Genomic DNA, 19,808 nt, shown 5'->3' on the forward strand with positions numbered 1-19,808 from the left:
ACTTTCTTAAACTTCTTTTTTTATTATACCTACACCCCAATATAAACACAATAAAGCGGTAAACAAAAAAGACGAATCTTAAGATTCGTCTTTATTTAGCTATTGCAACAGCACGTTTTTCTCGAATAACAGTAACTTTGATGTTACCAGGATATTCCATATCTTGTTCAATTTGATTTCTAATGTCATGAGCAAGAATGGTAGTACGAGCATCTGAGATCTTATCGGGCTCAACCATTACTCTTATCTCACGGCCTGCTTGAATTGCATATGCTTGTTTTACACCAATGTGTCCCTTTGCAATCGTTTCTAGTTGTTCTAGTCGACGAATATAGTTTTCTAGAGATTCGCTTCTAGCACCTGGTCGAGCTGAAGAAATCGTGTCAGCAGCTACAACTAATTCTGCAATAAATGATAACTTAGGAACATCATCATGGTGAGCAGCAATTGCATTCACAACCAAATCTGGTTCATGATGCTTTCGTGCAAGTTCAACACCAATTTCTACATGGGAACCCTCAATTTCATGATCAATTGACTTCCCAATATCGTGTAATAATCCTGCGCGTACCGCTATTTTTTCGTCTAAACCAAGTTCAGCAGCCATCACACCTGTTAATTTACCGACCTCAATAGAATGAGATAAAACATTTTGTCCATAAGACGTCCGATACTTTAAGCGTCCTAAAATCTTTACCAATTCTGGATGCATCTTATGAATACCAAGTTCCATTAAGGCACTTTCACCAGCTTCGTAAATATCATCATTTACTTCTTTACGAGCACGATCAACCATTTCTTCTATCCGCGCTGGATGAATTCGACCATCTTTAATTAAACGCTCTAAAGCTCTTTTTGCAATTTCACGTCTAATTGGGTCGAAACCACTTAAGACTACTACATCTGGAGTATCATCAATGATTACATCTACACCAGTTAAAGCCTCAAATGAACGGATATTTCTACCCTCACGGCCAATGATACGACCTTTCATATCATCACTTGGTAAATTAACAACTGAAACAGTTTTTTCAGAAACCGTATCGGCTGCACTACTTTGAATTGCATCAACAATTACTTTACGAGCAAAATGATCTGCTTTTGCCTTAGCAAGTTGATTACTTTCTTCAATCATTTCTGCTCTTTCCTTAACCAATTGGTCTGAAAGCTTATCTAAAACGATCTTTTTAGCATCTTCTTGATTCAACTCTGCAACTTCATAGAGTTTTTTCTCTCGCTCGGTCACTAATTGATCAGCCCTATTTTCTTTTTCTAGAACTTGAGCCTGCAATTTTTTAATTTGGTTTTCTTTCTGTGTGAGTTGTGAATCTTTTTGATCCAACAAACTATCTTTACGATCAATAGCATCTTCACGTTGCAGTAAGCGATTTTCTTGTCTGGAAATTTCCTGACGTCGTTCATTAAGTTCATTATCTACTCTTTCACGATAATGATGAATTTCTTCTTGTGCTTCCAGAATTTTTTCTTTTTTTGCATCCGCTGCTGCCTTCTTCATCGCTTCTTTTTGTGAAGCAAGATCAGCTTCTACAGCTTTAGCTTTACTTTCTGCATCTGCCAAGATGTGTTTTGCATCATGGGCTGCATTCTGTGCTTGAGTTTCCCACTTATTTTTACGGATACTATAGCCAGCGCAACCTCCAACTAAGACAGAAACAATAGCGACAGCAACAGGAACTAAAATTGTATTTACCATATTTTTACTATCGCCTTTTTTATAGAATTATTTCACACATTATTAATAATAAAAGTATCCGGAAGTGATGTCAATCATACAAAAAAACTTGGCCTTTAAAAGCCAAGGTTTAACTGTATTTGTCTATTATTTTTTTTCGCTTTTTTCATCGGAAGTATCTTTGTTTATTGTTACTTCCTTGTCCTGTTTTACCTTTTCAGGATTTTCACGTTCTTCAATTGCTTTAGCATCAATTCCATAAGCTTCACGAACTTTTTCTTTTACTTCTTCGTAAACATCAGGATGCTCTTCTAGATATTGTTTAGCATTCTCGCGGCCTTGTCCAATGCGATCATCGCCATATGAATACCATGATCCAGCTTTCTTAATGATATCTTTATCGGCAGCCATATCAATTAACTCACCAGTTTGAGAAATTCCTTTACCATACATGATATCGACTTCGGCTACTTTAAATGGTGGGGCAACTTTATTTTTGACAACCTTTAATTTAACGCGGTTACCAATTACATCTGATCCTTGTTTAATTTGTTCTGCTCTACGTACTTCTAATCTAATCGTAGAGTAAAACTTCAAAGCACGTCCACCAGGAGTAGTTTCTGGATTTCCGAACATAACTCCAACTTTTTCACGAATCTGGTTAATGAAAACAGCAATAGTCTTAGTTTTAGAGATATTTCCTGAGAGTTTACGTAAAGCCTGACTCATTAATCTAGCTTGCAAACCAACATGTGAATCTCCCATATCACCATCGATTTCGGCTCTCGGTACTAAGGCAGCAACAGAATCCACAACTAAGATATCGATTGCACCACTTGCAATAAGAGTATCTGCAATTTGCAAGCCTTCTTCACCAGTGTTTGGTTGAGATAAAATTAAGGAATCAATATCAACACCTAATGCCTCAGCATAAGCAGGATCCATCGCATTTTCGGCATCGATATAAGCTGCTGTTCCTCCACGTTTCTGAACTTCTGCAACAGCATGAAGCGCCACAGTTGTTTTACCAGAACTTTCTGGTCCATATACTTCAATAATTCGTCCGCGGGGATATCCACCAACTCCAAGAGCAGCATCTAAAGCTAGTGAACCGGAAGGAATAGTGGAAATTTGAGTGTCTACTTTTTCACCCATACGCATAACCGCGCCTTTTCCAAAGTCTTTTTCAATCTTCTTTAAGGCAATGTCTAAAGCCTTCTTTTTATCATCTTTAGCCAAATCTCTTCCTCCTTATTCCATTTATAATAATTATACTTGGTTTGACTACCTAAAAGCAAGGAAAATACGAACTAACGTTCAATATTATATTCCTCTATTTTTTATTACGTATTTTTTATTAATTTTTTTCAAAAAAAAGAAGCATTCCTGCTTCTTTTAATCTTAAATTTCACCTTTAAATACGTCGCCACTTTGCTTAAAGTAATCGTAACCAGAGTAAATAGTAAAGATTAAGCAAATGTACAACAAGATTGTACCGATATAGTACACATCACCAAGCAATAAGAAAATAATCGAGAGCATCTGAGTCGTAGTTTTAATTTTACCAGGCATTTTTGCTGCTAAAACTTGACCTTTATTTTCAGCCAAAATCAAACGTAAACCAGTGACAGCCAATTCACGACAAACAATAATAGCTACTACCCATGCCGGTGCCAAGTTTAACGAAATCAAAAATACAAAAGCCGTCATTGTTAACATTTTATCTGCTAATGGATCGGCAAATTTTCCAAAGTTAGTAACTAAGTTCCTTGAACGAGCGATATGTCCATCCAAAAAATCAGTTATTGATGCCACTGCAAAAATTACAGCTGCTAACACATGAGACCAATAAATATGTGCTCCTAGGAAAGTTGCACCGCCTGCTGGCCAATTAAAAATTAAGACTAGCATAAAAACTGGAATCATGAAAATTCTAAACATAGTTAATTTATTTGGTAAATTCATTAACGGTTACTTTGACCTCCATTATTTTGGGTAGTATTAGTTTGACCTTGTGTGTTCTGCGTATTTTGCGTATTGTTTTGAGTAGCTTGGCCATTTTGTGTATTTTGATTTTGTTGGTTTTGTTGTGTTTGATTATTTACATTATTAGTTGAACTTTGAGTAGTTGCACTACTTTGACGAGTACTACTACTTTGGCTACTTTGATTGCTCTTTCCAGCAAATGTAAACCTAATCGTCATTGGTGAAGCTGGATTAGTTGCATTATGTGCATTTACCTTCTTACCGGCTAAAGTTAAAGTAGTTGATACACTGTTCCCCATTTGTACAGAAACACTATTTACATTTTCTGGTAATTGGACTGAGTGCTTCTCATTAGCTTTCAAAGTTCCTTGCCAAACAGAAGATCCATTTACTAAAATTTGTGCCCAAACATCATTCTTAGTGGTTCCTAAGGTTAAAGTTCGGTTACTCTTCAATTCACTAACACGATAACTATTATTACCTAAACTAGAAATTTTAACTTCTGAGGTTGTAGTTTTTGGAGTTGATTTCTTCTTTGATGAAGTTTTAGATTTTGAAGATTTGATATGAGAAGAAACTGTTACATTCTCAGCTTGATTTGCTGACTGCTGATTAGTACCAGTAAAGAAGCGAGTATAAACAATATAAACCACTAGAATTACTAGAACAATACCAACTACTGTTGCAATTTGAGGTAAATAGTTACGCCATAATCCTTTACGGCTATTAGTTGTCTCTTTAATTCTTTCGCTCTTATTGTCGATTGAATTTTCAACATATTCTTCTGGTTTTGCTTCAGGTACTTCAGATTTATAATCTGCTAGCAATTCCTTGCCGTTAAGGCCAACAACATCAGCAAATTGTCTAATAAAGGCTCTAACGTAAAAATCTCCAGGTAATTGATCAAAATCATCATTTTCAATTGCTGTAAGATATCGACGCTGAATCTTAGTTATTTTTTCTACATCTTCAATTGACATGCCCTTTGCCTTACGAGCACTGCGTAATTTATCTCCAATATCTGCCATAATATCCTCTCAACTTTTTGCAATAATTCAAATATGAGTATACCAAAATAATCGACCATTAAACAAGCCAGCCACCATCGACATAAATAGTTTGTCCAGTTAAATAGTCTGAACGTTCATCAAGTAAATTTTCTACCCAAAAAGATATATCTTTTGGATTTGCTAATCTTCCTGCAGGAATTTCATTTTTAACTTCGTTTAAAGTTTCAGCATCAAAAATTGCATTCATTGGTGTATCAACTGCTCCAGGAGCAATCACATTTACAGTTAAATTAGCCGATGCTACCTCACGTGCATACCCTTGTACAAAGCTTGATAATCCACCTTTACTGGCACTATACACACTCTCTAGCGCACTTGCTTGTCCTCCATACACAGATCCAATAAATATTATTCGGCCATGTGCCTGCTTTAAAAGTTGGGATTCTAAAAGGGAAGTTATCTTTATCGGAGCTAATAAATTAATTTGGATAATCTTCTCAATTTCATCTAATTCTTGACTTCCAAGAAATTGATAATTAGTAATTCCTTGTGTAAAAATCACGGCACTTATTGGTAAGAGATTTGATACTATTTTTTTAATCACATCATCTTCAGCCAAAAAATTTAATTTTAATGAAAAAAATTCTTGGTCTGGATAGTTTTCAATGAATTCCTGTACCATTTTATCGGCTTCTTGCTGGTTATGATTGTAATGAATATATAAAGACCAGCCATTTTCAGCCATATTTTCTGCAATAGATCTTCCTATTCCACCAGTTGCTCCAAAAATTATTGCACGCTTCATTTAGTTAGCTTCCTCTTTACCTTTTAAAGTTGTAGTAAATATATCACTTTTATCCAATATATTTTCAACGGCCGTATAAAATTCATTAAAACTTAAAGATTGAATTGTCTGAGAGGCTGAATTAAAACTATTATTTTCAAGTCCATATTCTGCTTCTTCAATAGCAATTGTGCTAAGATCATCAAATTCTCTAATAGTCTGTGCCAATGCTTCCTTCTTTTGAAATACGAAGGACTCTTCCGTGACTGGAACTTCCAAGAGTTGGCTCTTAATATTCTTTAAAAATAAATCCGGTTTACTTGAAGCGCCGATAATTGTAGCAAAATTACCCGCGGTAGTATATGAAACTTGCAGTTCCATTGGTGAATTTAAAATCCCTTGTTTTTGCATCTTTTCAAACCAAGGACTAGTTACTCCTAGCTTTGCCTGTAGCATCATTTCAAAGATGCTTTGGGCTGTACTATTTCCCAAACCTACTTTTTTAAAGTCAGGTAGTTTTATTCCTATACCAACTCTAGAAGTAATTAAATCAGATTCAATAATTTTACTATGCTGTTTTTGAGAATTTACAATAGATAGTTTTTTTGGAGCAACTTTTTTAGAAACTAAATATTTACTTTCAAGCTTCCCCACTTCACGCAAAATCTCTTTAGTTTGATTTTCGCTAAATCCACCACAAGCAACAAATTCCATCCGACAGCTAACGTAGTTTTTGTCATAAATTTCTTGTAAAATTTCCGGTGTCATTTTTTTCAAACTAGATTTTGTACCCGTTAAATCTTCTGCCAAATTTGTTTTTGGAAACATCATTTGCATTAGCTCATAATTTACTTGCCAGTTAGGATCGTCTTGGTACATCGCTAATTCTTGAGCAATAATTTTTGATTCTTTAGTAACATTACTTTTGGTAAAATACGTTGTTCCAACCAATTCAAAAATTAACGGTAAGACCTGGCGCCAGTGTTCCGTAAAGCTCGCATAAAACATCGTTTCATTATATGTAGTAAACGCATTCGTAGAAGCTCCAAGTTCTTCAAAACGTTGCGAAATGTCACCATCTTTTTTAGTAAATAATTTATGTTCTAAAAAATGTGCTCCACCACATAATTTTTGAGGGTCACTGCCTCCAAAATCTACAATTATTCCCATAAATTTTTGCGCAAAAAGTGGTCTTCTAATTACTTTTGCACGAAATCCAGACTTGTAATCTCTAGTTGTTACATCTAATTTTTTCATTTTAAACAATAGCTTTCGTTAAAGTATAATTTTTGGCTGAATTCAACTAATTTATCTATCTTGAAGTGATCAACTTCAGCAATTCTCTGTGCAAAAGTATAATCACGTCCTCTTAGAGCATTGGCTAACATTTGAATCAAAATTAAATCTTGACGATCAGTACTAATTTGGTAGTTACGCTTTAAGGCAGATTTAGCCTTAGAGAAAACCCCCTCATCCACTTTTCCATCCTGCACTGCTTCTACACCCATTTTAATCGCCCTAGAAGCAGCTGATATCTTATCTTTAGAAATCCCTGTACTAATCAAAAATAGAGAATTATTGAGATAATTAGTAGCATCAATTGCATATGCCGCCTCTAGTTTTTTTCTAACTTCAGTAAAGAGTTTAGACGACTCATCCCCAGCAAGATACTCTCCTAAAAATAATCCACCAAATTGTTTTAGATATACTGGAAGAGATTGATCATAACCATACCCAATTAAAAGTTGAGCTTGTTCACTCTTAAACTGTACCTCTCTTTCAATTGGATTTTCTTCTGCAGGAATAGACAATGTAGAGACTACAAAATCATCAAAATAACCAGGCCAATCAAGTTGTGTTTGAACTAAATCAGTTAAGCTATCAGGATCTTGGGCTTGTCCTAAACAAAAAGCTGGAGCATTTTTTAACGTATTAAAAAATGACTTAATTTCTTCTAAACTAGTATTTTTGAGTGTCTTTTCATCCCCAAAAATACTATCTTGGAAACTCGGCATATTTCGATACCAAGTATTAAAAAATCCGCTTAAAGAAACATTAGCTGGCAGTTCATAATATTGTTTTCTTTCTTGTTCGAGTTGCCTTTTCGCTAATTCTAATAATTGCTCATCAAAAAGCGGCTCTTTTATTACCTTAAAGAAAGCATCCATCATTACTTCATAATTATAGTCAGGATCTAAGATTTCACGTGGTTCAACGAAATTTACAGTATAAAAAACCACGATTTGGTTTCCAAATACTTCAGGGAAAACTTGCAAACTCGCATTATAAAGGTTAGAAAAAGTTTTTGCCTGTAAGTTTATGCCGGGAAATTCTTTACTGGCATTACTTTGCATACATGCTAAGATATTCGCCAATGCCAGTGTTTTTTTATCTAAAGGTAAACGTAAAAAACAGCCCAATGTGGCTGTTTTAAATTTTAAATTATGGTCAATTCTAATATTTGTCATAATTACTGGTCATCATCCTTTTCTGGTGGAATAAGCACTTGTCTAGGTTTTGATCCCTCTGACGGTCCTACAATTCCTTTGGCTTCCATTTCGTCTACAATTCTTGCAGCTCGATTATAGCCAATTCTAAATCGGCGTTGGAGCATAGATACACTTGCTGATTGTTGTTTTCTAACTAAGGCTACTGCCTGATCATAAAATTCATCTTCAGGCTCATCTTCGCTCTCGACTTGGCCTTCAGAATCATTTTTGGAAGGAATCATGTCTTCGTTATATACGGCCTCTTGTTGTTCCTTTACCCAGGATACTATTTTTTCCACCTCAGTTACAGAGATATATGCCCCCTGAACTCGTTCAGGTTTAGCAGCACCAATTGGCAAGAAGAGCATGTCTCCACGTCCTAGAAGTTTTTCAGCACCAACTTGATCTAAAATAGTTCGCGAATCTACTCCACTCGAAACAGCAAAAGAGATTCTTGAAGGAACATTTGCCTTAATTAACCCAGTGATGACATCAACACTAGGTCTTTGAGTTGCTAAAATCATGTGAATACCTGCTGCTCGCGCCATCTGAGCTAAACGAACAATTGCATCTTCTACATCATGCCCAGCAACCATCATTAAATCACTTAACTCATCAACAATCACTACAATGTAAGGCAACTTTTCCATTACTGAATTATTTTTATCAGCATTATTTTCAACTACTTTTTGATTGTACTCAGTGATATTTCGAACACCTCCAGCAGCAAAAAGCTGGTAGCGTCTTTCCATTTCTTTAACAGTTTTACGCAAGGCATTTGTTGCTAATTTAGCATCTGTAACAACAGGAATTAGCAAATGAGGAATTCCATTATATACAGAAAGTTCAACCATTTTTGGATCAATTAATACTAATTTTACATCCTCAGGGTAAGCCTTCATCAAAACACTGGTAATAATCGTGTTAATTGCAACGGACTTACCGGATCCAGTAGATCCCGCGATTAACAAGTGTGGCATCTTACGTAAATCTGCAGAAATTACTTTTCCCTCAACATCTTTACCTAATGGCACATCAAGCGAAACCTCTTTTGATTTTGCATCTTGATGGACCATGACATCCTTAAATGAAACGGCAGAAGTAGTTCGATTAGGTACTTCAATACCAATCAATGGTTTACCTGGAATTGGAGCTTCAATACGGATATCTTTGGCAGCCAAAGCCAACGCAAGATCATCAGCCAAGTTGACTATTTTACTTACTTTCACCCCAACTGCTGGCTGTACTTCATAACGAGTAACTGTTGGACCTAATACAGCCTTCTTTACGATAACATGCACGCCAAAACTCTTAAAAGTTGACTCTAAAATTTCTGTATTTTTCTGAATTAGGGACTTATCTTGGCTCTGATCCACATTTTTTATAGGTGATAATAGATTAATTGGCGGTTTTTTATAGTTAGGATTCTTTGGCTGAGTACTTTGTTTCGTCTCTAAATCCCCATGATCAATATTTTGAAGTTCTTGTTTCATCTTTTGATCTTCTTCTACATAAGAATGTGAAACTGGCAAATCATCTGTAGAAGTATCTTCAATTTCTGTTGCTGTCGGGATACTTTGTTGAGAAACTTCAATTGGAGGTTCAAACTCTGAACTGCTTTCTTCCTTAACTTTATTAGAAGTCGCAGGTTCACTATTAAAATCAGACATACTTGGAAAAGTACTATCATGATCATCTAAGGGATCAGTTAGTTTTTCTCGATTATTTAATTTTTCTTGCTTATTTTGCTCATGCTTTTCAACTAAATCGCTGTATTTACTTTTTAAAACTTCCCCAGCATCTTTATTTTTCTCAATTACTAATTGTGAACCTTTTTGAAAACCGGACAGTAAGGTGGTAAATTTTACGTTACAGATCATTAAAATACCGATTAGCATCATCAACAAAGATATTACTTCAGATCCTACGGTTCCCAAAATTGGAAAAACAAGTTGATAAAACATGCTTCCAATAAAGCCGCCACCAACCTTAGTTGTAATCTGCGCCCGGGAAAATTCTTCACCAATTGATGTCAAAAAAGCATTTACAAATCCTTGATGAATCATCATTTGATTAAAAACGCGAGAACTTTCCCAAAGGAGTAAGCCCAAATAAAATACACCTAATCCACTCCCACGCTTCAAACTGAAATGCGGGGGTTGATTATAAATAACCATTACTAAGCCAAACAAACCAAGAATAATACTAGCTAAATAGTGGCTATCACCAACAAAAAATCGAATTAAATTAATTAGTTGTTGACTAAATAAACCGAAATGAACGCAACTTAAAACTGCTACTAAGACAAGTACTATTCCTATAATGACCCAGTCCATACTTTGCTTTTTCTTTTTAGTAGTTGTTTTTTTCTTTTTTGTTGCCCTGCGTTTTCGCTTTTTAGCCATCAAGACACCTTCTCAATCTTTTTATTTGTCATCTTTATCTTTTTGATTATCCTTGTTTAACTCGTTAAAGTTTGACTTAAAACTAAGGTTAACTGGGTGGTCTAAAGTTAATTGAGTAATTTCATAAGTCAAAGTTTCAATTTCTTCAACTAAAGGTCTAGAAAGTAGTTGATAATCTGACGGTTCTAAATCTGAACCATCTCCAAAATAGTCAACAAATTGAACCACTCTAGTAATTACTCCACTAACTGTAAAGTCACCTGGAGCAGGTGATACTTCAAAAGGAACGGCAATTTCGAAATATTTGCCGTTCTTACCTTCATCTTGACTACCATCTTCTAAATCTTGATAAACCTGGCGCAAGGAAACATTAACTTCATTTTTTACCATTTGTTCATCATTTAAATCATAATGAAAAGAACGAACTACGATTGGGGTCATATTTTTAAAATCCATTTTAATTCTCTCCTAAATTTCTTTCATAACGTTCAGGACGATTGTAATTATCCTTTAACTTATCATTTTCATAATGGTGGCTCTTTTCCATATTTGGAAAACCTTGCTGTCTTAAAGCTTCCAATAAAACCATAGCAACTGAATTTGATAAATTATAACAACGAATATTATCAGACATAGGAATTCTAAGATTCCGATCATAATATTCTCTCATAAAAGTTTCTGGCAAGCCTGTTGTTTCTTTACCAAAAACAAAATAATAATCTTTATTGGGATCCGTATAGTCTACTTGAGCATAATTTTTTGAAGAAAACTTTGAAATTAAGTACGTTTCATCATTTGGACCAAGTGTATTCAAAAAAGCTTCTAAATCATCATGCATTCTAATATCAACTTTATCCCAATAATCTAATCCAGCACGCTTCATTTTTTTATTATCAATTTGAAAGCCAAGCGGTTCGATTAAATCCAAAACTGTATTAGTACCTGCACAAGTACGAGCAATATTTCCCGTATTTGCTGGCATCAATGGTTCATAAAGTACAACGTGATTTGTCATAAAAAACTCCTCTTGTAAAAAAACGCAGCACCTGTAATATGGCAAGTACCACGCTTAATTCTATCTTTAATTCTACTCCTTACTTCCTTGAGTATCACTATCTTTGATTGATTCATCATCATAAAGATTTGAAATCTTACGATAATAATTGAATAATCTGGTTACAATTATTTTGATTACAGCATAGACAGGGATGGCAAAAATAACTCCCCATAAACCAGCTACTGCGCTTGCACCAATTAATAGCAAAATAGTTGTTACAGGATTCATATTCATCTTATTTCCCATTACTAGTGGTGAAATAACGCGTCCTTCAAGTGTTTGCTCTATAGCAAACACTATTAATACTTTGATCAACATCATTGGAGAGCTGATTAATCCTAAAATAATTGCAGGAATAAAGGCAATAAATGTACCAAAATATGGGATCATATTCAAAATTCCAGCCAAAACTGCTAATGTAATTCCATAATTTAGTCCAATTACTGAATAACCTATTGCAAATATTATTCCCACCCAGAAGGCAACAGTAATTTGGCCTCGAATATAGGAAGCAACTGCTCCGTTAATATCACTAAGTAAGCTTGAAAAACTAGGTTGTAGTTTTTTAGGAGCAATCTTAGTCACATAAGGATTCAAACGATGACCATCTTTTAACATAAAGAATAAAACAAAAGGTGCTGTTAATAAGGTCATAAAAATCATTGTAATTACGTTAACAGCAGATGACAAATTACTCAAGGCTAAATTGAAGCTATCCTGACCTGTTTTAAACATTTTAGTTTGTGCATCAGAAATAGCTTGATTAATTCCTCCGCGAACTCCATTTAAGCGTGGATCGCGAATCATCTTTTCGAAACCTTTTTGTGCATCTTTCCAATAAGTTGGCCAATTCTTTACTAGAGAATCAGTTTGATGCTGAATAATAGGGATCAAAGTATTAATGATCCAAATCAATCCTCCTACAACGATAACAAACAGTAGAATAATCGTAATTATTCGGGGAACGTTTAATTTTTTCTCCATCCAATCAACTACTGGATCCATTAAATAGTATTGGATTGATGCAACTAAAATTGGTGGAAAAATTGCATTAAAAAATGTCCAAAAAGGATTTAACACAAAAGAAATTTGGTTAAATACCAAAATGATCAAGAAGAACAATAAAATATTTAGTAGGGCTATGCTAAAACGGTTATTCAAAAACCACTTAACAAAAAAATTACTCTTCTGATGATGTTTTTTTACATCCATAGCTTTCCCTCTTATCTATGTTCATAGGTAATCCAGTCGCCTACCTTAAATTCTGGTATTTTTTCTTTAGAATCTTTTTCTAAATAGATAGCATTAGTCATTGGCTTTTTCGGAACTTCATCAGTAAATACTAAAGTAGCATGACCAATAGCTTGCATATTCATTTGAACCATTGGCCCAACATATAGAGCTAAGTAGGTAGTGCCATCAATTGTGATAGAATCGTCTTTTTTAAAGACAAATTTTTCTACTGGTGTTGCTGGATCGAACTCTTGCAATACAGCAACATCCCGCAACTTATCGGTAGCCTTATTATCAAATAAAATTACGATATTATCTGCTGGATCCAATGCTTCCGAACCAATAGCAGTAATTGTAGAATTCCATTTCATTTTTATCAACCTCTTTATTAAATTTTACCATATCAACTTATTTATCCAATAACACTTAATTGCGATTGCCTATTCTTATTAAAAGGTAGAAAATAAATATGTTATGGAAAGTTTTATCAGGAGGCTAACATAAAAATTATGAAAGTTTGGTTTGGTGGCTATACAAGCCATGACTCAAAGGGTATTTACACCGCTAATGTTGAAAATGATGGAACTGATATTAAACTAACTAATATTAAAAATGCTGTTGAAGTTGAGAGACCAACGTATTTCCAATTAGTTGATGATTTATTGTTTACTATCATCCAAAAAGGTGACCAAAGTGGAATTGCTACCTATAGAATTAAAAATGGTGAAGCTGAAAAATTGGATACCTATTTTCACAAAGGAGCAGCTCCTTGCTACATCAGTGTTGATTCACAAAAGCATTTAGTTTTCACTGCAAATTATCACTTAGCAACTATTAATGTGTTTTCTTACGATAAAAATGGAAAATTAACCTTTATTACTAACGACAAGCATGAGGGTCATGGACCAAGAGTAGAACAAGATCAGGCTCACCCACATTTCTTCGATGAGACTCCTGCTGGTAATTTAGTTTCATGTGATTTAGGAATTGATGCTGTTGATTTTTATAAGTTAGATGGCAACAAATTAAAACATCTAGCACGCTATCAAATGGAAAAAGGCTTTGGTACTCGCCACCTTACCTTTTCACCAGATGGTAAAACCATGTACATTGTTGGTGAATTATCTAGTCAGGTTAATGTTGCCCGTTTAAATGAAAACACTTGGGAATTTGAAGATATAGCAACATATAAGACTATCCCTGATGATTTTACTGATCATAATGGGGCTGCCGCAATTAAAATTTCTAAAGATGGAAAATTTGTTTATATTTCTAATCGTGGTCATGATTCAATCGCTGTCTTTAAAGTTTTAGATGATGGAAAACTAGAATTAGCCCAAAGAATTTCTGTCTTTGGCTCCTTCCCACGTGATTTTAACTGGGATAAAGCAGAAAAGTACCTAGTTGTAGCTAATCAAAATACTAATAATGCAACTCTTTACCGTCGAAACTCTGAAACTGGTAATCTAACTCCAATTCAAAAAGACATTTCTGTTCCTGAAGCTACACGCGTATTATTTGAAGAAGATTAAACTCATTCTCTAAATTAAGCCATGAATATTCATGGCTTTTCTTTATTTATTGGAAAAAGGATATACAATATGCAAAATAATGCAGCCGACAAACTTTCACCTTTCAAAAAATTAACAATAGAACAACAAAATCTAATTACTCAGATTATTTCTTTTACTAAACAACACATTAATCAAAACTTTCCCGCTGTTTTCACCATCTATGGCGAGGCCGGTACAGGAAAAAGTGTTGTTCTCTCTTCCCTGTTTTACCAAATACAAAAATTACGCCATGATAAAACTAGTAGTATTTATCAAACTAACAATTACTTTCTTGTTAATCATCCAGAGATTTTAAAAGTTTATCGTCAAATTGCTGGAACTTTACCTAACCTCTTAAAGAAAAATTTTCAAAGACCAACTACTTTTATTAATCAATTAGACAAGAAAAGTGAACATGCTGACATTGTTATAATCGATGAAGCGCACTTACTTCTTTCTAAGCCAGATCATTACAATAATTTTTATCATGAAAATCAGTTAGCTGAGATTATTAAAAGAAGCAAGGTAGTGATTTTAGTATTTGATCCATATCAAGTACTAAAAATGAAAACTCTTTGGACTAAAGATCGCCTAGAAAAAATTATCGATCTCTATCCCCATCAAAAATATCATTTAAAACATCAATTTAGGATGACCGCTTCTTCTGAATTACTTAGTTGGTTCAATTCATTTACTAAACATAAAAACATCGGTCCTATCCCTACTAATGCTAATAGCAACTATGACTTTCGTATTTTTGATGATGCCGAGAAAATGCGAAAGGAAATCGTTAAGCGCAACCGTGAAGTAGGGCTAAGTCGAGTTCTTTCTACATCCGGCTATCCTTCGACCTTAGATGGAGGCAAACATTACATCCAAGAAGGAAAATTCAAAATGCCATGGGACCAATATAACTACACTGCCACTCCTTGGGCTGAAATACCAAAAACAATTGATGAGGTAGGCTCGATATATACTTGTCAGGGATTTGATTTAAACTATGCTGGTATTATTATCGGGCCGCCCATCAGCCAAATCCCGGGTAAAAACAAAATCCGTGTTAATTTAGACAAAATAACTGATATAGAAATGTTTAAAAAGAGAAAAGATTTATCTGATCCTCATGAAATCAAAACTCTTGAAGAAGAAATGGTCCTTAATTCTTTAAATGTTTTATTTAAGCGTGGAATCAAAGGAACTTATCTTTACGCTCATGATCCCTTGCTTAGAAAAACGTTAGTCTCTATGTTCAAGCAAGCAACACAGAAGGCAAAATAAAAGATTATGGTTTAAAACAAACCATAATCTTTTTTGTTAATTCTCATTTAAATAAATTGTTACATCTTTAAATTAGATTTGCTTCTTCAAGCAATTCTTCAATCCATGTTCCCTTAATCTTCTTCAATACCAGCTTTTACGGCTAACTTTTCTGGTAATGGCATTTCTTGGTCTGCTAATTTCTTTTTATCAGACATGTAATACATAGCACGAAGTAATTCCCGGATATCATAAACAGAACTCCAAACTTCTGGAACTCCTCGATCTACATTAAGTAGTGTGTAAACAGATTCCATAGCTGTTCTAACTGAATATTCTGTAGTAAACACTGTATCTCTAGTAGGACTTTCAGCAAAGTTACCAATAAATGCCAAATTCTTTGATCCTTCAGGTACAACAGCTGGACGATCACCATCATGACGAGGCATGAAGTAACTAGTAATATAAGGCATATATACCGGAACGGTGTTCATATTTTCTTCTGAAGATAATTCTTTAATTTCACTTTCTGGAACACCCAAATGATAAAGCATTTCTTCAGCAATTTCTTGTCCAGTACAGTCAACTACCCTTTTCTTAATATAATTCCCCTCAGTATCTGAATACAAAGCATAGATCCAGACTACAATTTCATTTGGCTTTTGAGTTGGAAAATGAGGTTGACGGTGAATAGTAAAACTTAAACCCCAATTTGAATCTGTAACTGTAATAATTCCACCAGTATTTACTTTTCCATCATACAAGTTGCGTTTAGTCAATCTTTCAAAGTAAGGAGCGACCTTTTTATTCTTTAATGTTGTAGTTGCAGAAACAAACCATGATTTTTCAGGTAAGTTTTCACTAAAGACGTCAGGATGACCAAAAGCAGGATCTTGTTTAGCTAGATTTTCCCATAACTTCCAAGATCCACCCTTAGCATGAGTAATGGGCGCAGGAGTAGTTTGATTACCGTAAGTAGAACTTTCAGTAATTGAGCCATTAGTTACAAAGACAATGTCATTTTCAGTCAAATCAATATCTTCTTGCTTACCGTTCTTCTTCATCACGATCTTTTTAGCAACTTTTTCATTTCCTTCATGGTCAACTAGTACATTTTCTACTTGAACACCATATTCAAACTTAACGCCATGGTCTTTCAAGTATTTAAGTAGGGGCTTTACCATAGAATCATATTGATCATATTTGTTAAATTTCAAGGCAGTAAAGTCAGGCAAGCCATCAATATGGTGAATGAACCGCATGCAATAGCGTCTCATTTCTGCCAGAGAATGCCATTTTTCAAAGGCAAACATTGTTGACCAATAAGTCCAAAAATTAGTTTCAAAAAATTCAGGTGAAAACCACTCTTCAATTGTTTTTCCTTGAATTTCAGATTCTGGTGTTAAAACTAGCTTAACAATTTCACTAGCATGCGACCCCAGCTGATACAGTCCATCTGTTGGTAATTCATTACCACGCTTATGAATCAACCGACAATTCGAGGAGTTAGGATCTTCTTTATCAAGCCAGTAATATTCATCTAAGTAAGAAGCACCTGGTATCCGCAATGAAGGAACTGATCGATACATGTCCCACATACATTCAAAGTGGTCTTCCATTTCTCTACCACCCCGAACGACAAAACCAGCATGAGGACGATTAGTCCCATCTAGAGAGCCGCCCGCAACATCTAATTCCTCTAAAACATGAATTTTATCACCAGACATCTTAGCATCTCGAACCAAAAAGAATGCTGTTGAAAGGCCAGCTAATCCACTACCGATTATGTAAGCAGATTTCTTGTCTACACCAGCCGGCTTTTTAGTATCCGCAAAAGCTTCATAGTTTCCTTTTGAATAGTACATACAAGTGATCCTCTTTTCTATATTCGAATAGTATTAACACTTCTTATATACAATTCTATGTAAAGCGGTTACAATAGTCAATCAATTTAGCTGATATATTATAATTTATTACTTATCATGTTCTTCCATAATGTTTCCATATCAGTAGGATCTAATATTTCAATTTTTTGTCTTTTTTCTGAAAAAGGGTCATCAAATTCAAGATAAAAACAATTTAATGCTTGTCGCTTAAAATTATCTTTAATTCCATACAAGGGATCACCAAACAAAGGATGACCTAAATATTGCATGTGCACCCTAATTTGATGAGTTCGTCCAGTTAAAAGCTGCAATTCTACTAAACTAGCCCCTTTAACTTGATCCAAAACCCGATATTTTGTAACTGATCGCTGTCCAGTCTCTACTACTCCGCGCTTAACTCCAGTATCTATTTTGCCAATTGGTGCATCAATAACTCCCTGGCTTTCTGCTTCTCCAAAATTTCCATGCACAATTGCATGATATTTCTTAATAAACTCATTCTTTTCCATCTTACTAAAACGTGCATGCGCAACAGCGTTTTTTCCTACCAAAACTAATCCAGATGTATCTCGATCAAGTCTTGTGATCACATGTGGCTTAAGATCAGTTTGTTTTTGTTGCTGAAAGTAGTGCAATAGACGATTTACTACTGCATCACTATCTTCATAGCGCGATGGAATTGATAATATTCCGGCATCTTTATTAATAACTAAATAATCTTTTTGTTCAAAAACGATATTTAGCTTATTAAACGAGGGCTTTAACCATTTATTTTCTTTTTCTTCTCCTAAAATAAAAATCACTTCATCCCCAGCATGTAGTAAGTAGCTAGTATACCGGCGGCGATGATTTACTAGAATCATCCCACCATGATGCTGGCTATTAGTCAAAGCGCGCTTAGAAAAACCATTTTTTAACAAAAAACGCCCCAGTTTCTGAGGTGTTTTATTTTCAACTTTTAATTTAAAATATTGCATTATTGTTTATCTTTAGGTTGGCCGATAAAGGCATCTTCTACACGATTCCAAAAATGAGTATGTTGATACTTATCGAAGCGAATAACATGTTGAGAAATACGATACTCAATTTTTTTAATATGCTTGTGATTAAATTCATAACCATCAAATGTAACTACATAATGATCATCGCTACCTGTTTCCGGCTTAATAGTGATCCATTCATCTGGTGCAATTACAATTGGAGATGAGAGAGTTCTAAACACGCGATTATTAATTGAAGCTATTTCGGTCATTTGTAAAGCTTTTAAACGTGGATGAATAACAGCACCGCCTAATGACTTACTATAGGCAGTAGAACCTGTAGGTGTTGAAACACATAAGCCATCCCCCTTAAAACTTTCAAAAAACTGGTCCCGGATGTAAACATCAGCCTTTAAAGTCTTAGAAACTCGTTTAATAGTCGCCTCATTTAATGCAAGCAACTTTTTCTTTTCACCTGCTCCAGTAGTAATAATTAATTCCAATAGTGGATAGGAAGCTGAAGATGGTTGTTTCTTAGTCAAATTATCTACCATTTTGTTAATTTCAAAATTACGCCAGTCAGTATAAAAACCTAGGTGTCCAGTATGAACACCAATAAATCTAATTCTATCAACTAGATTTTGGTATTTATGAAATCCCGAAATCAATGTTCCATCTCCCCCAATAGTAATTACTACGTCAGGATTTTCAGGATCAATTTCAATTTTTCTAGCATCTAGTAATTTTTCTAATGCTTTAACCACCGCTAAGGTTTCAACTTTATCATTATAAACGAGTGCGACTTTCATTATTGCTCTTTTCCTTTAGATTTAGTAAAAATTCTCTGTGCTTCCTGCACTTCATCTTTAATCGATGACATTTCTTCATCTAACTTATAAGCAGCTTCAGCTGTTGTCTTAAGTCGCTTAGAAATATCTTCTGGGTACTTCCCCTGATATTTATAGTTTAGTGTGTGTTCTACTGTTGCCCAGAAATTCATTGCTAAGGTACGAATTTGAATTTCAGCAATTATTTTCTTTGGTCCATCGGGTAAAAAAACTGAATATTCAATTACCATATGATAAGATCGATATCCGGATGGTTTAGCATTTTGAATATAGTCTCTTTCCTCAACTACCTGCATATCTTGCCGTTCATGAATTAGATCAACTACTCGATAAATATCATCGACAAATTGACACATAATTCTAATCCCAGCAATATCTTGCATATCATTTTCAATAACCTCCGGGGCAATAACACGCCGTGTCATTTTCTCCTTAATTGAATCAACTGTTTTAACGCGTCCGACCACGAATTCAATCGGCGAATGCTCACCCTTGTTTAAAAAACTTTGTCTAAGTGATCGAAATTTAACTTTTAATTCAGAAACAGCCTGTTGATAAGGCCATAAAAATAAATCCCAATCTTTCATGTATAAATCCTTTCCGTTTCAAACAAAATTATTCTACCAT

The 19,808-nt window shown here is 34.6% G+C and carries 17 protein-coding genes and 1 pseudogene; 2 read left to right on the forward strand and 16 right to left on the reverse strand.

The features are described from left to right. Positions 1–91: 91 nt before the first annotated feature. The 12 genes from rny to Q9R40_RS00350 all read right to left on the reverse strand — a co-directional run bounded on the left by rny (position 92) and on the right by Q9R40_RS00350 (position 13,028). Entirely contained in the window at positions 92–1,714 is a 1,623-nt protein-coding gene (gene rny, locus Q9R40_RS00295; protein ID WP_304675786.1) for a ribonuclease Y, read from the reverse strand. A gap of 126 nt (positions 1,715–1,840) precedes the next feature. Continuing rightward, positions 1,841–2,932: a recombinase RecA gene (gene recA / locus Q9R40_RS00300; protein WP_061400729.1), complete on the reverse strand. Its 1,092-nt coding sequence runs from the start codon at positions 2,930–2,932 to the stop codon at positions 1,841–1,843. A gap of 162 nt (positions 2,933–3,094) precedes the next feature. Next, complete coding sequence (gene pgsA / locus Q9R40_RS00305) at positions 3,095–3,658, reverse strand: CDP-diacylglycerol--glycerol-3-phosphate 3-phosphatidyltransferase (RefSeq protein WP_004893865.1); 564 nt, start codon at positions 3,656–3,658, stop codon at positions 3,095–3,097. Next, positions 3,658–4,707 carry a RodZ family helix-turn-helix domain-containing protein gene (locus Q9R40_RS00310; RefSeq protein ID WP_304675792.1) on the reverse strand — a complete coding sequence of 350 codons (1,050 nt, stop codon included), beginning with the start codon at positions 4,705–4,707 and terminating at the stop codon, positions 3,658–3,660. The genes pgsA and Q9R40_RS00310 overlap by 1 nt, the downstream gene beginning before the upstream one ends. Before the next feature lie 58 nt (positions 4,708–4,765). Further along, a complete protein-coding gene (ymfI, locus tag Q9R40_RS00315) occupies positions 4,766–5,494 on the reverse strand; it encodes an elongation factor P 5-aminopentanone reductase (protein WP_304675794.1) in 729 nt (242 codons plus the stop codon). After that, the gene (locus Q9R40_RS00320) at positions 5,495–6,730 is read right to left on the reverse strand and encodes a pitrilysin family protein (RefSeq protein ID WP_304675795.1); all 1,236 of its coding nucleotides are present in this window, start codon (positions 6,728–6,730) and stop codon (positions 5,495–5,497) included. Further along, positions 6,727–7,941 (reverse strand): pitrilysin family protein, encoded by a 1,215-nt coding sequence (locus Q9R40_RS00325; RefSeq protein WP_304675796.1) that lies wholly within the window; start codon positions 7,939–7,941, stop codon positions 6,727–6,729. Before Q9R40_RS00325 ends, Q9R40_RS00320 begins: the two co-directional genes overlap by 4 nt. Positions 7,942–7,943: 2 nt before the next feature. Then, a complete protein-coding gene (locus tag Q9R40_RS00330; protein WP_304675797.1) occupies positions 7,944–10,367 on the reverse strand; it encodes a DNA translocase FtsK in 2,424 nt (807 codons plus the stop codon). Positions 10,368–10,388: 21 nt separating this feature from the next. Next, positions 10,389–10,823: a DUF1149 family protein gene (locus Q9R40_RS00335; protein WP_192005731.1), complete on the reverse strand. Its 435-nt coding sequence runs from the start codon at positions 10,821–10,823 to the stop codon at positions 10,389–10,391. Between the two features lies 1 nt (position 10,824). Then, entirely contained in the window at positions 10,825–11,382 is a 558-nt protein-coding gene (locus Q9R40_RS00340; RefSeq protein WP_304675800.1) for a tRNA (cytidine(34)-2'-O)-methyltransferase, read from the reverse strand. 72 nt (positions 11,383–11,454) lie between these two features. After that, the gene (locus Q9R40_RS00345) at positions 11,455–12,636 is read right to left on the reverse strand and encodes an AI-2E family transporter (protein WP_304675802.1); all 1,182 of its coding nucleotides are present in this window, start codon (positions 12,634–12,636) and stop codon (positions 11,455–11,457) included. Positions 12,637–12,647: 11 nt separating this feature from the next. Beyond that, entirely contained in the window at positions 12,648–13,028 is a 381-nt protein-coding gene (locus Q9R40_RS00350) for a PTS glucitol/sorbitol transporter subunit IIA (RefSeq protein WP_297939462.1), read from the reverse strand. A 138-nt stretch (positions 13,029–13,166) separates the two neighbouring features. Here Q9R40_RS00350 and Q9R40_RS00355 point away from each other — a divergent pair, with 138 nt between their 5' ends. Together Q9R40_RS00355 and Q9R40_RS00360 are read left to right on the forward strand one after the other, a co-directional pair. Further along, entirely contained in the window at positions 13,167–14,189 is a 1,023-nt protein-coding gene (locus Q9R40_RS00355) for a lactonase family protein (protein WP_304675805.1), read from the forward strand. A gap of 69 nt (positions 14,190–14,258) precedes the next feature. Next, positions 14,259–15,488: a DUF2075 domain-containing protein gene (locus Q9R40_RS00360; protein WP_304675806.1), complete on the forward strand. Its 1,230-nt coding sequence runs from the start codon at positions 14,259–14,261 to the stop codon at positions 15,486–15,488. A gap of 67 nt (positions 15,489–15,555) precedes the next feature. Here the strand turns inward: Q9R40_RS00360 and Q9R40_RS00365 are convergent. From Q9R40_RS00365 to Q9R40_RS00380, 4 genes and pseudogenes are all read right to left on the reverse strand, one after another. Further along, positions 15,556–17,332, reverse strand: a pseudogene (locus Q9R40_RS00365) (oleate hydratase). A 98-nt stretch (positions 17,333–17,430) separates the two neighbouring features. Next, positions 17,431–18,330 carry an RluA family pseudouridine synthase gene (locus tag Q9R40_RS00370; RefSeq protein WP_304675807.1) on the reverse strand — a complete coding sequence of 300 codons (900 nt, stop codon included), beginning with the start codon at positions 18,328–18,330 and terminating at the stop codon, positions 17,431–17,433. Next, a complete protein-coding gene (locus Q9R40_RS00375; protein WP_300593230.1) occupies positions 18,330–19,142 on the reverse strand; it encodes an NAD kinase in 813 nt (270 codons plus the stop codon). Before Q9R40_RS00375 ends, Q9R40_RS00370 begins: the two co-directional genes overlap by 1 nt. Continuing rightward, a complete protein-coding gene (locus Q9R40_RS00380; protein ID WP_004897745.1) occupies positions 19,142–19,768 on the reverse strand; it encodes a GTP pyrophosphokinase family protein in 627 nt (208 codons plus the stop codon). The genes Q9R40_RS00375 and Q9R40_RS00380 overlap by 1 nt, the downstream gene beginning before the upstream one ends. Positions 19,769–19,808: the final 40 nt, after the last annotated feature.

Source organism: uncultured Lactobacillus sp. (assembly GCF_948948975.1).
In the GTDB taxonomy this organism is placed as follows: Bacteria; Bacillota; Bacilli; order Lactobacillales; family Lactobacillaceae; genus Lactobacillus.